The sequence below is a fragment of the Pedobacter nyackensis genome (genome assembly GCF_032678475.1).
Classification (GTDB): Bacteria; Bacteroidota; Bacteroidia; order Sphingobacteriales; family Sphingobacteriaceae; genus Pedobacter; species Pedobacter nyackensis_A.
In genome coordinates, this window is the sequence record NZ_JAVTSF010000003.1 from 641907 (window position 1) to 663476 (window position 21570).

Below are 21570 nucleotides of genomic sequence, written 5' to 3' on the forward strand. Positions count from 1 at the left end.
TTCTAAAGATGAAAGCAAATAAACTATATATAGGATTATGCATCGTATTGCTTGCAGTTGCAGGATGTAAGAAAAGTGAACTGGAACAACAGGTTCCGGATCAGTTAACTGTAGATAATTTCTGGACCAATAAAGACAGGGCGCTTTCTGGTCTGTCGGCCGCCTACTCACAACTGGAAGGTTTTGTAGGTTGGGACAATTATGTTGAAGCCCGATCGGTACGTGAGTTTTACAGAGAAGATTATGTTGTACCGGGAGCAGATGCCTTTAATTATCCATGGTGGACTGAACATTATAATTTTGATTTTACTTCAGGGAACTATGCGATTGACTTATTGTGGAGAGAGAATTATAAGGGCATCAATTTTTCAAATCAGGTAATCGAAAATGTGGGTAAAATGAGTACCTCAGCAATAGATGATGTGAGTAAAAGGCAAATTATTGCTGAAGCTAAATTTTTAAGGGCTTACTATCACTTTAAGCTGTTGAATAATTTTAGCAAAGTAATTATCAGAGATAAAGTGCCTACATCTGATGCAGATCTTTCTAAACCATTTTCTTCACGTATCGAGGTTTATGATTTTATACTAAAAGATCTTAAGGAGGCTGAACCGGATCTTCCTTTGAGATCTGTAAGACCTGCAACAGAACTTGGCAGGGTTACCAAAGGTGCTGCTCAGGCTTATCTGGGTAAAGTATATCTCTATCGTGCAGGTGATGACAAAACGAACGTAGCAGCTTATTATACTGAAGCTAAGAACTGGCTTGAAAAAGTAATCCTTTCCAAACAGTACATCCTCGATGCTGATTTTGGCGACATGTTTAATGGGGTTACAAGAAATAGTACAGAGTCGGTATTTGAGCTTCAGCAAACGGCCGATGTGTCAAGTGGGGCTAATTACCGCTCTTATCTTAGCGATTGGGTAGCTGCATCGGAACTTGGGGGTTATGGCGAGATCTATGGAACGCCACGGTTGCTAACCGAAATGCTGAGTGAAGGTAAAATTGTGAATGGCAATTACGATCCAAGGGTATTCCAAACGATGTATTTCAGGGATGATTACTTTAACGATTCTGCTAATCCCCGGGTTTATGGAAAGACCTATAACGCAACTTTTGGTGCGGCTGCACAAACAATAGCTTTTAGGAAGTGGATTCCTGCTACTCCAGATCGTATTGGAATGTCTAATGCGATTAACGTGCCTTTAATGCGTTATGCTGATGTGTTGTTAATGTTTGCAGAGGTCTTAAATGAACAAAACAATCCCGATGCGATCAACTATGTGAACGACGTACGCAATAGAGTTGATCTCCCCGATGCAGCAGGAGGGAATAAACAGGCCGTATTTAACCAGATTGTTCATGAACGGGTAATGGAATTTACACTTGAAGGGAGCCGCTTTTATGATTTAAGACGCTGGGGTCTTTTAAGTCAGAATATGCAAGCTGCAGGCAGGAAGTTTACCGCTGATAAAGCTTTTTATCCTACACCACTTAAAGAAGTAAATAACAATCCACAAGCTCAGTAGTCTACACGCTCAATAATTAGTCTCGTAACATAGGCCAGTTGGAAAAACTTTTTTTTCAACTGGCTTTATCACCTTTTGCCGATGAATTTTTATAAAACTTCACGCTTTCTCGCCTTTTGTCTTTTTTTTATGCCCCAGTTTTTATCTGCGCAGCAAAATGATTGGGAAAATCCGGAAAGACCATCTTTCAATACAGCCCCTGTACATGCTTATTTTATTCCGCAGGAGGCTTCCAGAATTTCACTTGACGGAACGTGGCGGTTTAAGATCGTTGAAAATCCATCGTTAAGGTCACTGGACTTTTTTAAAAACAGTGAGCTGACCAAAGATTGGCAACAGATAAAGGTGCCCGCCAACTGGCAAACAGAAGGGGTTGATAAATATATTTTTACAGATGTAGAATATCCCATTCCCATTAATCCGCCGCATGTTCCTAAGGATTATAATCCTGTTGGATCTTATCAGAGAGATTTTGAGATTGATCCGTCATGGACAGGCAAGCAGGTTTTTATACACCTGGGAGCTGTTAATTCTTTTTTTTACTTGTGGATTAACGGGCAATACATAGGCTTTAGTAAAGACAGCAAAACACCTACAGAGTTTGACATCACGAAAGCCATAAAAAAAGGTAAAAATACGGTCTCACTTCAGGTATTTCGATTCAGTGACGCAACTTATCTGGAAGGGCAGGATATGTGGAAGCTAAGTGGTATTGAGCGAAGTGTATATTTGATTGGCAGACCAGCTTTTCACCTGTTTGATTTCAAGGTAAAGGGGACATTGGATGAACACTTTAAAAATGGGTTACTCGATCTTAAGGCTATATTTAATAAAGCCCCGGATAAAAAAGAACAAGGGTCATTAATAGTAGAACTTACTGATGCTTCCGGTAAAGTGGTGTACCAGGCTGATCGCCAGATTAAGACAGAGCAGGTATTTAATTTCAAGACGGAAATACCAGCTGTGAAAAGCTGGAATGCAGAACACCCAAATCTTTATCAATTAAAGATCAGTCATCTGAATTCAAAAGGAGTGCTTGTTGAAAGTGTTGTTCATCCAATGGGGTTCAGAACTGTGGAGGTTAAAAATGGACTATTCCTGGTAAATGGCATGGCGCTGAATATTAAAGGCGTAAACCGGCACGAACACAATATGGTTACTGCAAAGGTGATAACTGAAGCTGATATGTTGAGGGATATCCGGTTGATGAAGGAGTTGAATATCAATGCGGTGCGGACCAGTCATTATCCCAATTCAGAACGATGGTATGCCTTGTGTGATCAATATGGGTTGTATGTAGTAGATGAAGCCAATATTGAATGTGATGGTATGAGCTTTAGTCCGTTGCAGACCCTGTCTGATAAACCGTTATGGAAAAATGCATATCTGGACAGAGTACAGCGGATGTTTGAAAGGGACAAGAATTTTACCTGTATTGTCACCTGGTCTACCGGGAACGAAAGTGGTTTCGGCGAAAACCTGAAGGAATGTTATACCTGGTTAAAAGCAAACGACGACAGCAGGCCTGTTCAATATGAAGCAACAAAAGATGAGCGATATTCTGATATCTTTTGTCCAATGTATAAGTCCATTACAATAATGGAAAACTATGTAAAAACATGGCGTAGCCGTCCGCTGATCCAGTGTGAATACGCACACATGATGGGAAATAGTGGAGGGAACCTCAAAGATGATTGGGATTTAATTTATAAATATCCCCAGTTGCAGGGTGGTTTTATATGGGATTTTTCTGATCAGACTTTTGCGATAAAGGACAAAAAAGGGAATAAGATATGGGGATTTGGTCGTGATATGGGGACGGTAGGCTTAACCAGTGATACCAGTTTTTGTGCAGACGGACTTTTATCTGCAGATCGGACTTTTCATCCACAGGCCTATGAATTACAAAAGGTTTATCAGAACGTTGGATTTGAAACAGTCGACCTGGCGCAATATATCTTCAGATTAAAAAACAGATTTGACTTTACTAATCTGTCGGGATATAAATTGAAATGGGTAATTAAGGGGGATGGACAGGTTGTAGCTGAAGCAGTGGTTGAGGACTTCAATTTAGAACCGGGGAAAGAGAAAGAACTTCGTTTAAGTGTACCTTCTTTTGTGAAAAAAGAAGGGGTGGCCTATTTCATAACATTGGAATTCCGTACCAAAGAAATGACAGGGCTTTTGCCTTTGGATTTTGTAATTGCGAAGGAACAGTTTCGGTTACCGTCCTTAGAAAAGCAAGAAAAAAAGCTTTTCGCGAAATCTCTGCGAATGACAAAAAAGAAAACAGGGCATCAGCTTCAGTTTTATGGGAAAAAGGTAATGATTGGTTTTAATGAGCACACGGGCTTATTAGAAAGTTATAGTATTGAAGGAAAAGAGCTGATCCAAAAAGCACTTGAACCTCATTTCTGGCGCGCTGCAACCGATAATGATATCGGCAATAGTTTGCAGATCAGAAGTAAAGTATGGCAAAATGCCTTTCAAACTGCGGTATTGAAAGAATTCAAAGTCAGTGATATGGCTTCGGGCCACTTGCTGGAGACTTCGCATTGGCTCCCGGCAGTTGAAGCGACTTGTAACATGACCTACCTGGTTAAGGGGAACGGTGAGGTCGATATCAGTTACCAGCTAAAGGTAGGAAAAGAGAATTACCCGGAGCCACAGCGGATAGGAATGAGACTGATATTAAATTCTGATTATGAACAAGCTAGTTGGTTTGGCCGCGGTCCTTATGATAATTATGTTGATCGTAAGTACGCTGCGGATATTGATTTGTATCAGATGAAGGCAGAAGAATTGTTTTATCCATACCCAAGGGCGCAGGAAAGTGGTTACCGCACGGACGTACAATGGGTGGCGTTGAAGGACCAGAGGGGAGCCGGATTAATGGCTATTGGTAAATCACCATTGAGTACTGGGATATTGCATTTTGATATGAAAAACCTGGACTTTGATAAGGATGCCAAAGAAAATGTTCACGGAGGCTCAATGGTTAATGAAGATTTGATTTGGTGGAATATTGATCTTCAGCAGATGGGTGTAGGAGGAGATAATAGCTGGGGTGCACAAACACACCCACAATATCGGTTGCCTTACAAAGACTATCAGTATTCTTTTACCCTTAGACCAATATTTAAACAAACGGATTTAACAGGAGAGGAAAAAAGTAGATGAAAAAGTATTTAGTCATATTATTCAGTTTAACCCTGAGTAGCGTTTTTGCGCAGAGTTTAAGAAAACAGTTTCCAAATGTTTTAAAACTGGGCCATCAGGTAACCAAGCCCTCAGCTATTGAAGCAAATGTGTTCTCAGATATGGGAGCTTGGCATGCCTATACCTTGCCCGTGGATTCGAAAGACCAAGGTACTTTTATAGGCCCGATGGTTATGGATATGAGTGGTCAGTGGCTTGCAAATTTCATAGCTAAGTTATCCATCTATCAATCCGGTCAGCTCATAGATTTGAGCAAAGCCAGAATTTCAGCTCAATATTATCCGGGACTTTTGGAACAGGAGTTATGGATTGATGACCTGAAGATCAGTATGCAACTCATTTTTATCTCCAATCGTGAAGCTATGGTGAATACGATTGTCACCAATCTTTCCAATTTGAAAAAACAATTGCGCTTAGAATGGTCAGGAACGGTGTTGTTAAAAGATGCAAAACTAAAGCAGAAAAAAAATCTAATTGATATAGCGTTTAATCAGGGACACCATTTTCAAGTCAGCTTTCAGGCAAAGGAACAACTTCAGTTTGAATTGAACCCTGTTGGCTACAAAGCAAAGACTTCTGCTTTTATATTGCCCCCAGGGGAAATTTATACGATAGCCCGTAAAGAGCGCTACGATCTTGAACCGGAAAAAGTACCACAAAAGTTAAATACAGAAAATTTTAAAAGCCTGTTCCAGGCAAATGAACAGCGATGGAACAATTATCTGCATAGTTATTTTAGTGCTTCCGGAAAGGAGCTGAAAGATACTGTTCAAAAAAGAATTGCAGTAAAATCAATTGTTACACTGATGACGAACTGGAGGAGTAAGGCGAAGGATTTGTTGCACGACGGAGTGTTCCCATCACTTAACTACCAGGGGTTTTATGGCTTTTGGAGTTGGGACAGCTGGAAACAAGCGGTGGGGTTAAGTTATTTTAACCATGAACTTGCGAAAAGCAATATCTTATCCATGTTTGATTATCAGGATGAGCATGGCATGATTGCAGATTGTGTGTATGCCGATAAAAAAGAAAATAACTGGAGAGATACCAAACCACCACTGGCGGCATGGAGTGTTTGGATGGTTTATGAACAGTCAAATGATGTAGGATTTTTAAAAGCAATATATCCTAAGCTGGTTCGCTATCATCAATGGTGGTATAAAAACCGTGACCATAATAAAAACGGATTATGTGAGTATGGAGCTACCGACGGTACCCGGATTGCGGCAGCATGGGAGAGTGGAATGGACAATGCGGTCCGTTTTGATCATGCCGTGTTGTTTAAAAATAATGATTATGCATGGTCCTTAGATCAGGAGTCTGTTGATTTGAATGCTTACCTGTACGCTGAAAAAGAATATCTCGCTAAGATTGCAGATGTACTATCATTGGCCAGTGATTCAAAAGACTGGAGAAAACAACTTGAACCTTTAAAAAAACAGATCAATGAAAGGTTCTACCATAAAGATAAAACTTTCTATTATGATAGACTGATCAACGGAGAATGGATCGCAGCAGAAGGACCTGAAGGCTGGATTCCTTTGTGGGCTGGATTGTCTGACGGGAAACAAGCTGAATCTGTTTTACGTATCATACAAAATAAAAATAAGTTTAATACCAAAGTACCCCTGCCTACACTAACGGCAGATCACCCAAAGTTCGACCCTACAAAAGGATACTGGAGAGGTCCGGTATGGCTTGACCAGGTATATTTTGGTTTAAACGGCTTACATAAATATGGCTTTCATAAGGAGGCTGGTTCATTCTTGAATGAACTGTTACAAAACGCAGAGGGGCTGGAAGGAGCTGGGCCAATCTGTGAAAACTATCATCCTCTTAGCGGAAAGGGATTAAATGCCAGAAATTTTAGCTGGTCTGCCGCACATTTACTTATGCTTTTAAAAGAAAATAATTTATGATACTTTCCGAACAATATATTAAAGAACTCATACATACACATTATGCAATAGAGGTATTTTCTATTGAAAAGATCCATGGCTATGAAGACCAGAATTTTCTGCTCCAGGATGTATCAGGAGGGAAGTTTATTGCGAAACTGACTACAGAACCTGTTAATGTATCATTTTTAGAAGCCCAGCTAAAAATAATGGAGCATTTACGGTCCAGGGATAACGAAATTAAAATACAAGAGATTCTGCCGAATGTGAAAGGCAAAGATCTGACTGTAATAAATGCTGAGGACAAGACTTCATACCTTCGGGTACTTTCCTTTTTGGAAGGGACCTTTATCGGCGATTTAACGGAATTCCCGGATTCTATTTTTGAGAGTCTTGGGACTTTACTGGCTACAATGGATCGTCATCTTACAGGTTTTTCTCATCCGGCTGCTTATCGTTTTACGGAATGGGACCTTGCACAGGTAATGAATTGTAAGGAATACCTGCATCACATTAAAGACCATGAAAAAAGAACCATGGTTGATTACTTTCTGTTGCAATATGAAATGGAGGTATTGCCTTTGCGTTATCTACTTCGAAAGGCCGTAATTCACAATGATGCAAATGATTATAATGTCCTGGTAAAGAATGCAACAGTTAGCGGAATTATTGATTTCGGAGATATGGTGGAAAGCGAGTTAATCAATAATGTCGCGATAGCCTGCACTTACTCAATGTTTAAGAGCGATAGCCCATTGGACAGGGCCGTGGTATTGATAACCAGCTACCACAAGACCTATCCCTTAACAGAAACCGAACTTTCCGTATTGTATTATCTTATTGCAGCACGTCTTTGCATGAGTGTAATTACTTCTGCCAGGTTAAGAAGCGAGAGTGATAATGAGCATCATTTTGTTTCTGAAAACGATGCATGGAAGTTATTGTATCAATGGATAAAGATTAACCCCCTGCTTGCACAGGACCGATTCAATATATGTTGTGGTTACCCTTCTGTAATGGGAAAGGAAACAGAAGATGCCGCTTTGAAAAAAGAAAGAAAAGATGTTGTAGGGGCGAATTTGAGCATCAGTTATAAAAAGAATTTAAAGATCATCAAAGGTGCTTTACAGTATTTGTATGATGACAAAGGTGATACCTATATAGATTGTGTAAACAATGTAAGTCACGTTGGACATTGTCATCCTGTAGTTGTTCGGGCCATGCAAAAGCAACTGGCGAAACTGAATACCAATACGAGATACTTGCATGATAGCCTTGTAGCCTACGCAAAAATGATTACTGCAAGTCTGCCACCAAAGTTAAAAGTTTGCTATTTCTGCAATTCTGGTAGTGAAGCCAATGATCTTGCCATACGAATTAGCCGACACTTTACCAGGCAAAAGGATGTTGTTGTATTGGATCATGCTTACCATGGAACCTCAACTGTGGCAATGGAGTTAAGTCCTTACAAATTTGATGGTAAGGGAGGTGCAGGAAAACAACCTTATATTCATAAAGGAATGAATCCCGATTTATACCGTGGAAACTACCGATATGGCGATGAAAAGGCTGGCGAGAAATATGCCGATGATATTGCTGATATTATAAAAGGTCTGGGAGACAAAGGGACAGGGATTGCAGCCTTTATTTGTGAAACCTTACTTGGTGTTGGCGGACAGATCCCTTTACCGGATGGTTACCTGAAGGCAGTGTATGGACATGTGAGGGCTGCAGGAGGTTTATGTATAGCCGATGAGGTACAGGTGGGCTTTGGTAGAGTAGGTGAGCAGTTTTGGGGTTTTGAACTGCAAGATGTTGAACCTGATATCGTCGTACTTGGTAAACCAATTGGTAATGGGCATCCGCTCGCTGCGGTGGTGTTAACGGAGGAAGTTGCCGCTGCATTTAACAACGGTATGGAGTATTTTAATACCTATGGAGGTAATCCGGTATCTATGGAAACCGGGATAGCCGTATGGAATGTGATCAAGGAGGAGGAATTGCAGCAAAGGGCGGTTGAAACCGGAGATTATCTCATCAAAGGACTCAAAGAACTTATGCAAAAACATAAAATTATTGGAGATGTGCGGGGAAAAGGCTTGTTTGTAGGCGCCGAACTGGTAAGAGATAGAGCAACGCTGGAACCCGCAGTTCCCGAAATTGATGAAATCGTTGAAGAAATGCGTAATAGAGGGTTTTTAATGAGTACAGACGGGCCATTACATAATGTTTTAAAAATTAAACCACCAATGTTGTTCAATATTGAAAATGCGAGATCTTTTTTAATGAACCTTGATGAAGTACTGGCGATGAGGATTTGAATAAGTCGTGTTGTAAAAGATCAACTTTTTCTTAGTAAGGGTGTCCGAAAATAGTGGACACCCTTTTCTGTTTTATAGCTTTACCAGCCCGGAGTTTGGTTATAAGCCCCGTTACTTCGGGAAATTTCATCAGGATTTACCGGCCATGCCATATGTCTCTGCGGATCAAAGTTCCTTGCAGGCCATATTTCTATTACTGTAAATGGGGAATTAGGATTTGTTTTATCTGCGTGAATGCGTCCATGCAGAGGTGCTTTAATCTTCGCAAAATCTCCCCATCTTTTTAGATCTGCCAAACGATCAGTCCATTCACAAGCCAGTTCAACACGACGCTCATGTTTTAGATCATTTAATGTTGGATTGCTTATTTCAGTTAAGCCGACTCTCGTTCTAACTTCATTTAAAGGGGCTGCAGCATCGCCACTTCTTCCCAGTTCTATTAATGCCTCTGCTTTAAATAGTAGGATTTCGGCATAGCGCATCAAAGAAACGTTAAGCATGGTCGAAGGATAATCTCCACTAGGATTAATCTTAGTGTTGGTACCAGCATTTCCACCAGTACCATAACTATAAGGCTCCATGTATTTATTAATCTGGAAACCTGAGAGACTATTGGTTGAATAATAGGACCTTTCCTCTCCGAAGAAAGTGAATTTATCGCCAAATTTTAAGATGGTAACCTCACGTCTTGGATCATTGGCTTCATATTCATTATAAAGTTCCAGCGTAGGTTGGAAGTATCCCCAGCCATTGAAAACGCCCCAGCCTTTGTTCTCCAATATTACACCGGGAAATTCAGAACCACCCTGTACACCTGAAGTAACAGACCACATATATTCCGAGGTCCAGTTGTTGTCAATCGTAAATACACTTCGGTAATTGGTTTTTCCATCTACTTTTCCGGTGATTAAACGCCTGTTGCCTTCATTTTTGATTCTATCGCAAAGGGCCGGAACAGGCTGCCATTTGCTTTTATCATATTGTGCCCAATACGCATAAGCTTTTACCATATAACCCCATGCAGCTACTTTGTGTGCCCTGCCACGGTCGGCGTCGCCGTAAGTTTCAAATAGAGGAAGTAGTTCAGACGCTTTTTGTAAGTCCGATATGATCTGCGCATAGTTGTCTGTAACCGATTTTAATTGAGGAGGGATCCTTTTACCGTACTCAGGGTTTTCAGCAGCCTCAAATGGAACACCCTGATCTTTATGCCCCCAGATATAAGCAATCCAGAAATGAGAAAAACCACGCATAAAATAAGCCTCACCTAAGGCCCTGTTGCGAAGGGCTTCACTGGCAGCCGTTACAGTGGGTATATTTTTTATGGCTTCATTCGCTCTGTTCATCATCGCGTAAAGATCATCCCATCCACTGCGCATGTACCCTTCTCTTCCGGTAGGAATAAAGTTTTTAATGTTCTCGCCATCTGCTTTCGATCTGCCCACAACAAGATCATCACTCGCATTTTGTACCCAGAAAAGATCTCTTCCCCAGGTCGACTCATAACGCATAGCTACATAGAATGCAGCTGTACCTTTCATAATGTCATCTTCGCTTTTCCAGAAAAATGCAGTAGTAGGAGCACCATTCGGTTTTGTGTCTATCCAGCCTTTTTTACATCCACTTATAGATAAAATTGATAGGAAGACTATAAGGATATAGTTAGTTTTCTTTTTCATGATTTGGTTGATTTAATCAGAATTTAAGTTTTAGTCCAAGTGAATATATGCGTGATACCGGGTACTGCCCACCATCAAGACCTATGCCGCCTACTTCCGGATCCATTCCTGAATACTTGGTAACGGTTAACAGGTTCTCTGCACTAACGAAAATCCTTAAACTGGAGTTAAATGGCATTTTGTTAAAAGTATAGCCTAAAAGGACATTTTTTATACGTAGATAATCTCCACTTTCCAGGTACCAGTCTGATGTTGTCTGGAAGTTTTTGTTTTTATCACTTGCGGAGATTTGTGGGATATCAGAACCCGTGTTTGTTGGCGACCATGCGTCAAGGATTTTATCCCATCTGTTGTAGCCTTGCTCCGAACCATTTAATGTAGATTGTTTAAATGCATGGAATAATTTTGAGCCACTTACACCTTGCAGGAATAAACTGAAATCAAAGTTTTTCCAGCTAAGGTTGGTGGTGAAACCATAAGTCAGTTTAGGGAAAGCACTGCCCATGTACGAACGGTCACCATCATCAATTTTTCCATCATTATTCAAATCCCTGAACTTCAGGTCTCCGGCTTTGGCATTAGGCTGGATTTTCTGGCCATCTTTTACGTAAGCATTTGCCTCAGCATCAGATTGGAAGATACCTTCATTTTTAATTAACCAATAAGCATAAGAAGGCTGGCCAACTACAGATCTGTAAGGTGTCAAAACCTCTCTCCAGTTATCACCATATGCCCAATATGAATTTGGGTTCTCATCAATGTAATCTACCCTGTTTTTTAAGGTTGCAATATTGGCGCCGAAATCATAAGTGAACGCACCTGCATTATCTTTCCAGTTCGCGGCAACTTCGAATCCTGTATTCTTAATTCTACCCTGATTGATCATTGGAGCATTATATCCAAAAGTGTTTGTCCACTCCGTATCCTGCTCTTTAATCAGGTCAAATGTTAATTTATTGAAGTAATCAGCTGTGATACTTAGCCTGTTATTTAATAAAGTTAAATCCACACCAAGGTCATATTGCTCAGATGTTTCCCAGCTAAGATCGGGATTGTAACGGCTTCCAACATACGTGGCGTTAGTTTGCGGGGCCCCATTACCAATCTGGTAAAGATAATCGGTAGACAAAGGTAAATAACCATAATAAAGTGGTATGGACCCGAGATTTCCTACCCTTCCCCAACTGGCACGTAATTTAAAGAGGTTCACCATTGGTAGGTTAAAGAAGGGTTCGGAACTAATTTTCCAGCCTGCAGTAGCAGCTGGGAACCCTTTTTGACGGTTGGCTGCTGCCAAACGTCCTGCATTATCGTAGCGATAACTTCCTGTTAGAAAATATCTATCTGCCCAGCTGTAAGACAGCCTGGCAACGTATGAAATATTACGCTCTTTATTTTCATAATCAGTAGGTTTGAGCTGATCAAAAATAGAGGCGTTTATAAAAAACTGTGCCCAGTCCTGTTCCCTGTCAAAGCCTTTAGCTGCGGCTGAATAGCCGCGGTCTCCATTTTCCTGTGCAGTAGTAGAAGCCATTGCCCCAATGGTATGCCTGTTAAATACTCGGCTATAATTTGCCGTATTTTCCCAAATCCATGAATCCCTTTTGGAAGTGGCATAAGTTAAAGTGTTTTGTTCGTTTGGTTTACCTGGTTCAGACCTTTTTGGTTCAAAATTTTTCCATAATCCATTGTTTTGGCGATAAGAAAAACGGGAAAGAACGGTTAATCCTTTTATAACTTCTGATACAGAAAGCTCGGTAACAGACTGTAAGTCGCTACTTTTGTTATAAGGTTTGTTTCTAAGTAAAGTAGCTACAGGATTAATGGCATCACCATGTATACCCAGGTATTGGGAATCTCTTGGACCAATTCCGCCGAAAGTTCCATCCTCGTAATAAGGGGTAGCAGATCTGGGCATGTAAATGGCCGAGAGAATACTTCCACTATACCCACTGGAAGCGTTAGTTCCACGATTGTCATTGTTGTTCCAGAACAGTTCCTGGCGTAATTTTATATTTTTGTTGAACTGGTAACTTGAATTAAAACGAAGGGAAAGATTCTTGCTGTAAGTATTTATTAATGTACCGTCCTCTTTTTCATAACGTCCCTGAATTAGATTAGAGAATTTCTCCGTTCCGGCGTTTACACTGATGTTATGTCTTTGAATTAAACCTGTTCTGAAAATTTCGTCCATCCAGTCTGTTCTGGTCACCTGTGCATAAGGGTTTAGGTTTGCGTCCCATCCACCAAGAGGAGGAGAGCCGGCGTTGGTTTGGGCTAAATTGGCAACTCTGGCCTCATCTTCGGCTTTGAGTGACTGTGGTAAACGCCAGGCGTTTTTTAACCCGGTAAAGCCACTGTACTCCACACTCGGTTTGCCTTGGGCGGCTTGCCGCGTTGTAATCAGAATTACACCTCCCGATCCGGAAAAAGCACCATAGATGGCTGCAGAAGCCGCATCTTTTAATACCGTAACAGATTCAACATCCGCAGGGTTATATGGGGCATTTGGAACACCATCTACTACGTAAAGCACATAGCTTCCATTGTCACGGGATCCAGAGCCTCTAATTGTTATGGAAGGGCTGCTATTAGGGTGGCCGCCATTATTTATAGCTGTAACACCCGGAACTTTCCCCTGGAGCATAGCACCAATACTTAAAACCGGACGATCTTTCGCTTTTTCAATATCGGGGACAGAGGATACCGCAGATGAAAGGTCTTCCTTCTTTGCCGTTCCATAACCAATCACGACAACCTCACCTAAGGATTTTCTATCTGTTTTGAGTACAATGTTAAGCGTCGAACTTTTACCTACGGTAACCTCTTGTGAAAGGTAACCTATGTAGCTAAAAATAAGCACAGACTGGTCGTTGTCAACAGAAATGCTGTACTTACCATTTGAATTGGTTACCGCTCTTTTATTTGTCCCTTTTATTTGAACTGTAACTCCGGGTAAGGGGCCTTCAACATCATCGGCTGTTATGGTACCAGTAACAATTCGTTCAACTGGCGGTATAGGTTTTTCGTCGATGACCAGGTTGTTGTCAATCTGTGTGTACCGAAGGTTGGTGTTACCAAGAATTAGCTTTAATGCTGCTTCCATGGAAATCTGACCAGCACTAATGGTCGTCTTTTTTGCATTCTTTTTAATCAACGCCTCTCCAAAAGAGAATTTTATGCCAGTTTGTTCTTGTAGTGTTTGGAAGCATTCTTTTAAACCTGCATTTTTTAGCTTTAGGTTTAACTGTATCTTGTTCAGATCCTGACTATTGGCGCTGTTCGCAAACAACATTCCTGTTAAAGTCAGCTGTACAATTAATGTAATTGCGGATATCTTCATAATAAATCTGATACATGGGTGTAGGTACAATCCTTTTTGCATATTTTTGTTTGTTTAGTAGGTTTTTTTCCAAATAAAATGGGATGAATCTATAGCCGTCTGAGTCAATTAACTCAGATGTGGATCCTTTAAGTCTTGAGGCCTCGTAAACCAATGACTTAAATGGATTTAGTTAAATGCGCCCTGTTTAACAGGGCGTTTTTTTTAGGTAGTTTTTCTCTTTACATAGGTTAGGTTTTTTAGTTAGAAATTGTAATTTGGTCGTGTTCCAGTTTGTATTTAAAACCTCCCGCTTTACCCATTATCTCCATAATTTTAGTTATAGATTCGTTTAAAGAACAAGTTGTGTTTATACGATAATTGGACAATTCAATGGAAGGGATAAGAATCTTAATATCATAATGCCGTTCTAATACAGTCATTACATCTGCTAAACGTTGATTGTTAAAAGTGAGCACACCGTCTTTCCAAAGTTCCAGTTCCTCAGGTGATACGTCTGTTAAGATTGATTTTTTTGTTTTTTCGTCCCAACTTACATGGTGCCCGGGTGTAAGGACCGCAACTGGGCTTAGCCGTATGTCGGTTGCGTTTGCAAGCCGGTCTACACTCACTTTTCCCGTTGCCACGCTCACTTCAATTGGGGTTCCCTCAAATGCTTCTATTTTGAAAGAAGTGCCAAGAACCTTAGTCTGGATGTTATTGGTATGGACAATAAATGGCCGTTCGGTGTCTCTTTTAACTTTGAAAAATGCTTCACCTATTAATTCTATTTCCCTGGTTTTGGAGAAAGTTTTAGGATAGCGTATTTTACTGTTTGAGCCAAGGTAAATTAAGGTCCCATCTGAAAGGGTAACTTTTGAGCGTTGTCCTTTGTGGTTAACAGTTTCAATCAGCGCAACCTTAGCGGGAGATGCTGTTTTATATTTAGATAGCTGGTATAAGCCGAACAGGATTGGAAGGATGAGAATTGCGGCATATCTCATCAGTTTTTTTGGCCAGAGTTTAGTCGGTTCCACAATGGGCTCAGGCTCACTTTGAAGCTTTCCCATCAATTGCCGGCGATAAGTTACCATGGCATGAATATTCAGTTCAGGTGCTTCCATTTCCTGCCAGGCTTCATCAATCACCTCGTTAAATAGGCTTGTTGAATCTGGCTGTTGCAGAAATTGTTTTACCTCCTCCAGTTCCTGATCGTTACAGGTATGATTTAAGTATTTTTTAAGTAGTGCTTTGTTCAATTTGCTTTGGCATTTAGGCCTTCAATATTGAATACGTAAAAACGGAAAAATACCCTGAATGAGAAAAGTTATTTTTTTATAACACTTTGATTATTAGTTATAAAAAATGAATATTGATGATGGTGATCAGCAGGCTGACGTGGTTCTTCATTTTTTTTCTAAGAAAAAGAAGAGACGTAGAAACATGGCTTTCTACAGTTTTTACAGAGAGGTTTAAGGTGTCGGCAATTTGACGATAGCTAAGATTTTCATGCCTGCTCATCTCAAATACGAGTTTTCTTTGCGGACTCAATTGATTAAGGGAATCAAGGTAGATTTTTTGAAGCTCATTATAAGAAACAGCTTCATTGGTGGTGTCTTGAGTAAAAGAATCTTCCACTAGCTTGCAAATGGGGGTGGTTGAAAGTTCCTTTTTTCGGAAGTAGTCAATCATTGCATTTTTGAGGGATTTGAATAGGTAGGGGCCTAAAGAACCCTCTTCCCTGAAGCTGTCTTTCTTTTCCCATACTTTTAGCATAAGGTCCATAATCAGTTCTTCTGTTACCGATTGTTGACGGATATATTTCAGGGCAAAGTGATTTAATTTATTAAAATACCTGTCGAATAGCAAATCAAATGCACGGCTATTGCCTTCCTTGCATCTTTTTAACAGTTCATAATCTGATAAATTTCTATTCGCCATTACGCAACTAAATTAACTACTTGCTCGATTTTCTTTTATTATGTTTTAGTTAAATGCGCTTAACATTTATTTAATGTATCGTTTTTCGGGGGAAGTTCTTTTATTCAAGTGCTAGTAATAATATTAGCTCAGTCTTAACTGTACTGCTGCTAAATGGTTGTTCGGTGTTTATAAATGGTTTGGTTAAGGTACATATTTGTCTGATTTTTACGAATTTTTTTAAAGGAATTTTTAATTGCCCAACCTATCCAATTTTATACGTTGTATAGACATTGAAACTTATTTAAATCCCTATTTTTGTATTGAATTAATTCAAGCGCTCCTGAATACATGCAAAAAGAAGATTTAAGCCGTATTCCTGACGATGAACTATTCTTGCTTTTTAAAGCAGGAGAGAGAAGGGCGTATGAGCAAATCTACAATCGGTATTGGGCAATCATGTACGTGTATGCACGTAAAATTATGGCCGATGAAGATGATGCACAAGATATTGTGCAGGAAGTCTTTACTTATTTATGGAATAAAGGACCCGAATTGGTGATCAAATCTTCGCTATCGGTATATCTATACACTTCAGTGCGTTACAGAATCTTTGATTTGTTGGATCACAGGAAAGTACGGACTGATTATAAAGCATACCTGCAACAATTTATTGAAGAAGGGGTCTATATAACCGATGAAGAGCTTAGGTTGAAAGAGCTGGTAGCTGTTGTTGAAAAGGAAATTTCCTTACTACCTCCGAAAATGAGAGAAATGTTTGAATTGAGTAGGAATGAAGGACTTTCTCACAAAGAAATTGCCGATCAGCTTGGTGTTTCCGATCTCACTGTTAAAAAGCAAGTTAGCAATGCTGTGAAAATTTTAAAAGGAAAGCTAAAGCTGTTTTCGATATTTGTGACGATTAATTTTTAATTTTTTAAAATTCATCTACTCCCTGTCTGCTACTTAACCTACATCTATCTAAGCAACCCTATTAAACAGCTTAGATGATGCATAATTACAAATCAGAAGATCTCTTACACAAATACAAAGCCGGCACCTGTACAGATGAGGAAAGGGCGATTGTGGAAAGCTGGCACATACATGAGCTGAACAATAGTGACTTTATGCCTGATGAGGAAGAGTTGGACCGGGTAGGGAAAGCAATCTGGGCGGGTTTACCTGTTCATGAACCAAAATACAATATCATTCCGCTGTGGCTTAAATATACTGCTGTGGCATCTGTAGCAGTAATCCTATCTGTAGGAGGGCTGTATTTTTTTAAGCAGGAAAAAGAAATCCCGGTAGAAACAGAAAGTCAGGCCGTAAGATTTAAAAATGATGTAAAACCAGGGACTAATAAAGCCATGCTTACACTGGCTGATGGTACCGCGATTAGTCTGGATGATGCGGCAACCGGTAAAGTTGCAAAACAATCTGGCATTGTGATCAGTAAAACGGCCGACGGGCAATTGGTTTATGGTATGGCCAAAAATGGAGCTGCCGATAAAACACCTGAGTACAATACAATTTCTACCCCACGTGGCGGTCAGTACCAGGTAAACCTACCCGATGGTACAAGAGTATGGCTCAATGCGGCGAGTAAATTAAAATTCCCTTCCTCATTTATTCAGTTAAAGGATAGGAAAGTCGAATTATCAGGAGAAGCCTATTTCGAAGTTACAAAAGATAAAAAACGGCCGTTTATTGTTTCTGCTTCTGATCAGAAAGTAGAGGTACTTGGTACACATTTCAACGTAAACGCATACCCTGGGGCAGTGGTTGATAGAACTACCTTATTGGAAGGTAGTGTAAAACTCACAAAGCACAGCAAAGAATATATGTTAAAGCCTGGTCAGCAGGCTACTGTAGGTACAGCAGTACGCATTGCCGAAGTCGATACAGAGGAAGTGATAGCCTGGAAAAATGGCAACTTTATTTTTGTAGACAACGACATCAAAACTATTATGGATATGCTTGAAAGATGGTATGACATAGAGGTGGTATATGAAGGAAAACAAAGCCCAATTGGCTTCAATGCAGAGATATCAAGAGATAAATCTTTAGTACAAGTACTTAAGGCCCTCGAAAAGACAGGAAATGTGAAATTTAGGATTGAAGGGAGGAGGGTAATCGTTATGTAATCAGATCTCTACCTAAAGATAGTCCTAAAAAGAACCAGGAGTGATTGGACCCACCCCTGGCTGATGGCCGGATTATTCAATTAAATATAGCTTACACACTAATCAACTAATTCCAAACCAAGACCTTAAGCCTTGTGTACCACAAGTTAAAAGGCCTAAACTCAAATGTATGAATTTTTATGCGCTATTTAAGCGTAGACAATTTGCTGGTACAGCAAATCAGATACTGCGAATTATGAAACTGACCATTATCATATTATTCACCTCTTTACTTCACGTAAGTGCAGCCAGCTTTGCGCAGCGCATCAGCCTGAATAAAAATAAAGCGCCTTTACATGAAGTAATCAGAGAAATTAGAAAACAGAGCGGCTATGACTTTGTCATCACCACACCGCAGATTAAATCTGCCAAACCAGTAAGCATTAAGGTAACAAATAAACCCTTGAAGGAGGTACTTGATGAATGCTTTGCCGATCAGCCCTTCTCCTATATTATAGAAGATAAGATTATTACCATTACCAATAAAGCTGCGGTACCAGTTGTGCGTCAGCAAGAAATAACGGGCGTAGTATTGGATGAAACGAATAAACCCGTACCCGGAGCTTCCGTTAGGATTAAAGGAATACCAGCTAAAGTTGTGGCAACCGACAAAAATGGGAAATTCAGGATTCAGGGTGTATCAGAAAATGATGTGCTGGTAGTTTCCTATTTAGGCTATAAGCCTCAGGAAATTAAGATTAAAGCAAACCAGTCTACTTTAACCATTAAACTTGAAATTTCGGAAAATGAAATGAATGAAGTGGTCATTTCAACAGGTATATTCAAAAAGTCTGCTGAAAGCTTTACCGGATCATCTACTACTGTAACTGCGAAAGAACTGGCTTCTTTCGGTAACCGAAATCTGATTACTTCTTTAAGAAATATCGATCCTTCTTTCAATATCATTGAAAGCAATTCATTCGGATCAAACCCAAACCGCTTACCTGATATCCAAATCAGAGGAAACTCAAGTTTACCAAATATTGATGATCTTGACAATCTATCTGGACTGAATACCCCCCTGGTAATTTTAGATGGCTTTCAATCTACACTTCAACGGATGTTAGATATCAATGAAAATGAGGTGGAGTCCATTACCATTTTAAAAGATGCTGCAGCTACAGCTATTTACGGTTCGCGTGGTTCAAATGGGGTAATTGTAATTACCACCAAATTGCCGCAAGCGGGATCATTAAAGATCAGCTATCGTGCGGATGTGAATATAGAAATGGCAGATTTATCTGACTATAATGTTTTAGATGCCAGACAAAAACTAGATCTGGAGCAGCGGGTAGGTCTATATAATAATGCAGCACCAGAGGCTGATTTGAAGCTTAAAAACTATTATAATTACCTGATTAATGAAGTGAATAGTGGTGTAAATACTTATTGGTTGGATATGCCTCTTCGTACAGGTGTAGGGCAGCGTCATAATTTTTCACTTTCTGGTGGGGATAATACTTTCCGTTACTCCGCATCAGCACAGGTAAATAACATTCAAGGTGCAATGAAGGGATCAGCAAGGAATACCTTTAACGGTACAGTAAACCTGGCCTATACCTATAGAAATATAAAATTTAGCAACAGATTAATCATTACCGAAGGTAAATCATCAGAATCCCCGTACGGATCATTTAGTGATTATGTAAGAATGAACCCTTACTGGAGAGCTTATGATGCACAAGGGAAAGCATTGAAAATTATGGGCGATCCCGGGACCAATGATTATGAAGGCAGATGGTTTCCATTACCAACCAGTCCTTTGTACAATGCCACATTGAATGTATTTGACAAAGGTAAAACGTCGGAACTAACCAATAATACTTCTGTAGAGTGGAGTATACTTAAGAGTTTACAATTAAGAGGACAAATCGGCATATCTAAAGGAACAACCCAAACTGATAAGTTCAGACCTGCAGATCATACTGCTTTTGCTAATTATAGTGGTGTCGACATCTTCCGTAAGGGTGATTATAACTATGGTATCGGCAATTCATTTAACTATGATGGTGGCTTAAACTTACAGTATTCAGAAACCTTTAACGGAAAACACACGATTTTTGGTGGTTTTGATTTTAACGTTCGGCAAAATAAGAATGCTGTTTATGGTTTCCTGGCAGAAGGTTTTGCCAACCCTAATTTTGATTTCGTTTCTATGGCTTTACAATATGGAAAAGATAAAGCACCTACTGGAAATGAAAGCTTAACAAGAGCCTTGGGCTTTACAGGAAACGTAAACTATATTTACGATAACCGTTATTTTATTGATGCTTCTTACCGTTTAGACGGAGCCTCTCAATTTGGTTCGCGCCAACGTTTTGCACCTTTCTGGTCTACCGGATTAGGATGGAATATGCACAACGAAGAATTCATGAAAAACAATGGTATTGTAGATCGTTTAAAACTGAGAGGATCAGTTGGGATCACGGGATCGCAAAACTTTAATGCTTATCAGGCATTGTCTACCTACCGGTACTACTCCGCTGATCGTTATTTCAACTGGACTGGGGCATATTTGCTGGGGTTAGGCAACAAAGATCTGAAATGGCAGCAAGCCTTGAAATATGATATTGGTTTTGATGCAGAGTTTTTAAAAGGTCGAATTAAAGTAGTCGGCGATTATTATACAGGAACAACAAAGGATCTTGTTTCTCAAATTGACTTGCCGGCTTCAAATGGCTTCTCCAGTTACATTGAAAACATCGGTAAAATGCGTAACCGGGGATTTGAGTTGAAAGTTACCGGAGTTCTGGTAAACAAACCTGGCGAGCTCTATTGGAGTGTAACGGGAGCTGTGATTCAAAACAGGAACATGATTATCGAAACTTCAAAAGCACTGAAAGACGCACAAAAGTCAAGACAAGATAAAGTGGGTGCAGCACCAACCAAGCTTTATTTTGAAGGCTATTCAACCAATGCCATTTGGGTAATGCCATCTCTGGGTATTGATCCTAGTACAGGAAAAGAACTTTATATGGACAGAAACGGGAATCCTACCTATGATTGGAGTGGACAGAATCTACGTGCCATTGGCAATACAGATCCTGATTTTCTAGGTAATTTCAGCACGATGGTTCGCTATAAAAACCTTTCAATGAATGCTTCTTTTGGGTACCGTTTTGGCGGACAGATGTATAACCAGACGCTGATCGATAAAGTAGAAAACGCAGATTTTAAATATAATGTAGACAGTAGAGTATATGATCACAGATGGCAACAACCTGGTGATGATGCTGCTTTTAAAGGATTGTTGGTTACAACTCCCACTTATAGAACGTCACGTTTCGTAGAGAATGAGAACTCGATCACCTGCCAGAATATCAACTTGCTGTACGAGCTGAGATCAAAGGCCATTCAAAAGAATTTAGGTCTAAGTTACCTGTCATTTTCTGCAAATATGGCTGAGCCTTTCCGTTTCTCAAGTATACAACAGGAAAGGGGAACAGTTTATCCGTTTTCAAGACAACTTTCATTCAGCGTTAATGCAACATTTTAATTT

General features: G+C 40.0%; 11 protein-coding genes. 7 read left to right on the plus strand and 4 right to left on the minus strand.

The features are described 5' to 3' along the window. The first annotated feature begins 8 nt into the window (after window positions 1-8). The 4 genes from R2Q84_RS13695 (at window position 9) to R2Q84_RS13710 (ending at window position 8967) form a co-directional block, all read left to right on the plus strand. A complete protein-coding gene (locus R2Q84_RS13695) occupies window positions 9-1529 on the plus strand; it encodes a RagB/SusD family nutrient uptake outer membrane protein (RefSeq protein ID WP_316817118.1) in 1521 nt (506 codons plus the stop codon). An 81-nt stretch (window positions 1530-1610) separates the two neighbouring features. Next, window positions 1611-4709, plus strand: coding sequence for a glycoside hydrolase family 2 TIM barrel-domain containing protein (locus R2Q84_RS13700; RefSeq protein WP_316817119.1), 3099 nt, complete (start codon window positions 1611-1613; stop codon window positions 4707-4709). Then, entirely contained in the window at window positions 4706-6667 is a 1962-nt protein-coding gene (locus R2Q84_RS13705) for an MGH1-like glycoside hydrolase domain-containing protein (RefSeq protein WP_316817120.1), read from the plus strand. The genes R2Q84_RS13700 and R2Q84_RS13705 overlap by 4 nt, the downstream gene beginning before the upstream one ends. Continuing rightward, a complete protein-coding gene (locus R2Q84_RS13710; protein WP_316817121.1) occupies window positions 6664-8967 on the plus strand; it encodes an aminotransferase class III-fold pyridoxal phosphate-dependent enzyme in 2304 nt (767 codons plus the stop codon). Before R2Q84_RS13705 ends, R2Q84_RS13710 begins: the two co-directional genes overlap by 4 nt. A gap of 80 nt (window positions 8968-9047) precedes the next feature. Here R2Q84_RS13710 and R2Q84_RS13715 read toward each other — a convergent pair whose 3' ends face one another. The 4 genes from R2Q84_RS13715 to R2Q84_RS13730 form a co-directional block, all read right to left on the minus strand. Further along, complete coding sequence (locus R2Q84_RS13715) at window positions 9048-10646, minus strand: RagB/SusD family nutrient uptake outer membrane protein (RefSeq protein ID WP_316817122.1); 1599 nt, start codon at window positions 10644-10646, stop codon at window positions 9048-9050. Window positions 10647-10662: 16 nt separating this feature from the next. Next, window positions 10663-13989, minus strand: a complete 3327-nt coding sequence (locus R2Q84_RS13720; protein WP_316817123.1) for a TonB-dependent receptor — start codon at window positions 13987-13989, stop codon at window positions 10663-10665. Between the two features lie 239 nt (window positions 13990-14228). Then, a complete protein-coding gene (locus tag R2Q84_RS13725) occupies window positions 14229-15227 on the minus strand; it encodes a FecR family protein (RefSeq protein ID WP_316817124.1) in 999 nt (332 codons plus the stop codon). 97 nt (window positions 15228-15324) lie between these two features. After that, window positions 15325-15909, minus strand: coding sequence for an RNA polymerase sigma-70 factor (locus tag R2Q84_RS13730; protein WP_316817125.1), 585 nt, complete (start codon window positions 15907-15909; stop codon window positions 15325-15327). A gap of 330 nt (window positions 15910-16239) precedes the next feature. On the opposite strand from R2Q84_RS13730, the gene R2Q84_RS13735 reads away from it, so the two are divergent. From R2Q84_RS13735 to R2Q84_RS13745, 3 genes are all read left to right on the plus strand, one after another. Continuing rightward, window positions 16240-16821, plus strand: a complete 582-nt coding sequence (locus R2Q84_RS13735) for an RNA polymerase sigma-70 factor (protein WP_316817126.1) — start codon at window positions 16240-16242, stop codon at window positions 16819-16821. A 74-nt stretch (window positions 16822-16895) separates the two neighbouring features. Further along, entirely contained in the window at window positions 16896-18032 is a 1137-nt protein-coding gene (locus R2Q84_RS13740; protein ID WP_316817127.1) for a FecR family protein, read from the plus strand. A 169-nt stretch (window positions 18033-18201) separates the two neighbouring features. Further along, window positions 18202-21567, plus strand: a complete 3366-nt coding sequence (locus R2Q84_RS13745) for a SusC/RagA family TonB-linked outer membrane protein (protein WP_316817128.1) — start codon at window positions 18202-18204, stop codon at window positions 21565-21567. The last annotated feature ends 3 nt before the right edge of the window (window positions 21568-21570 follow it).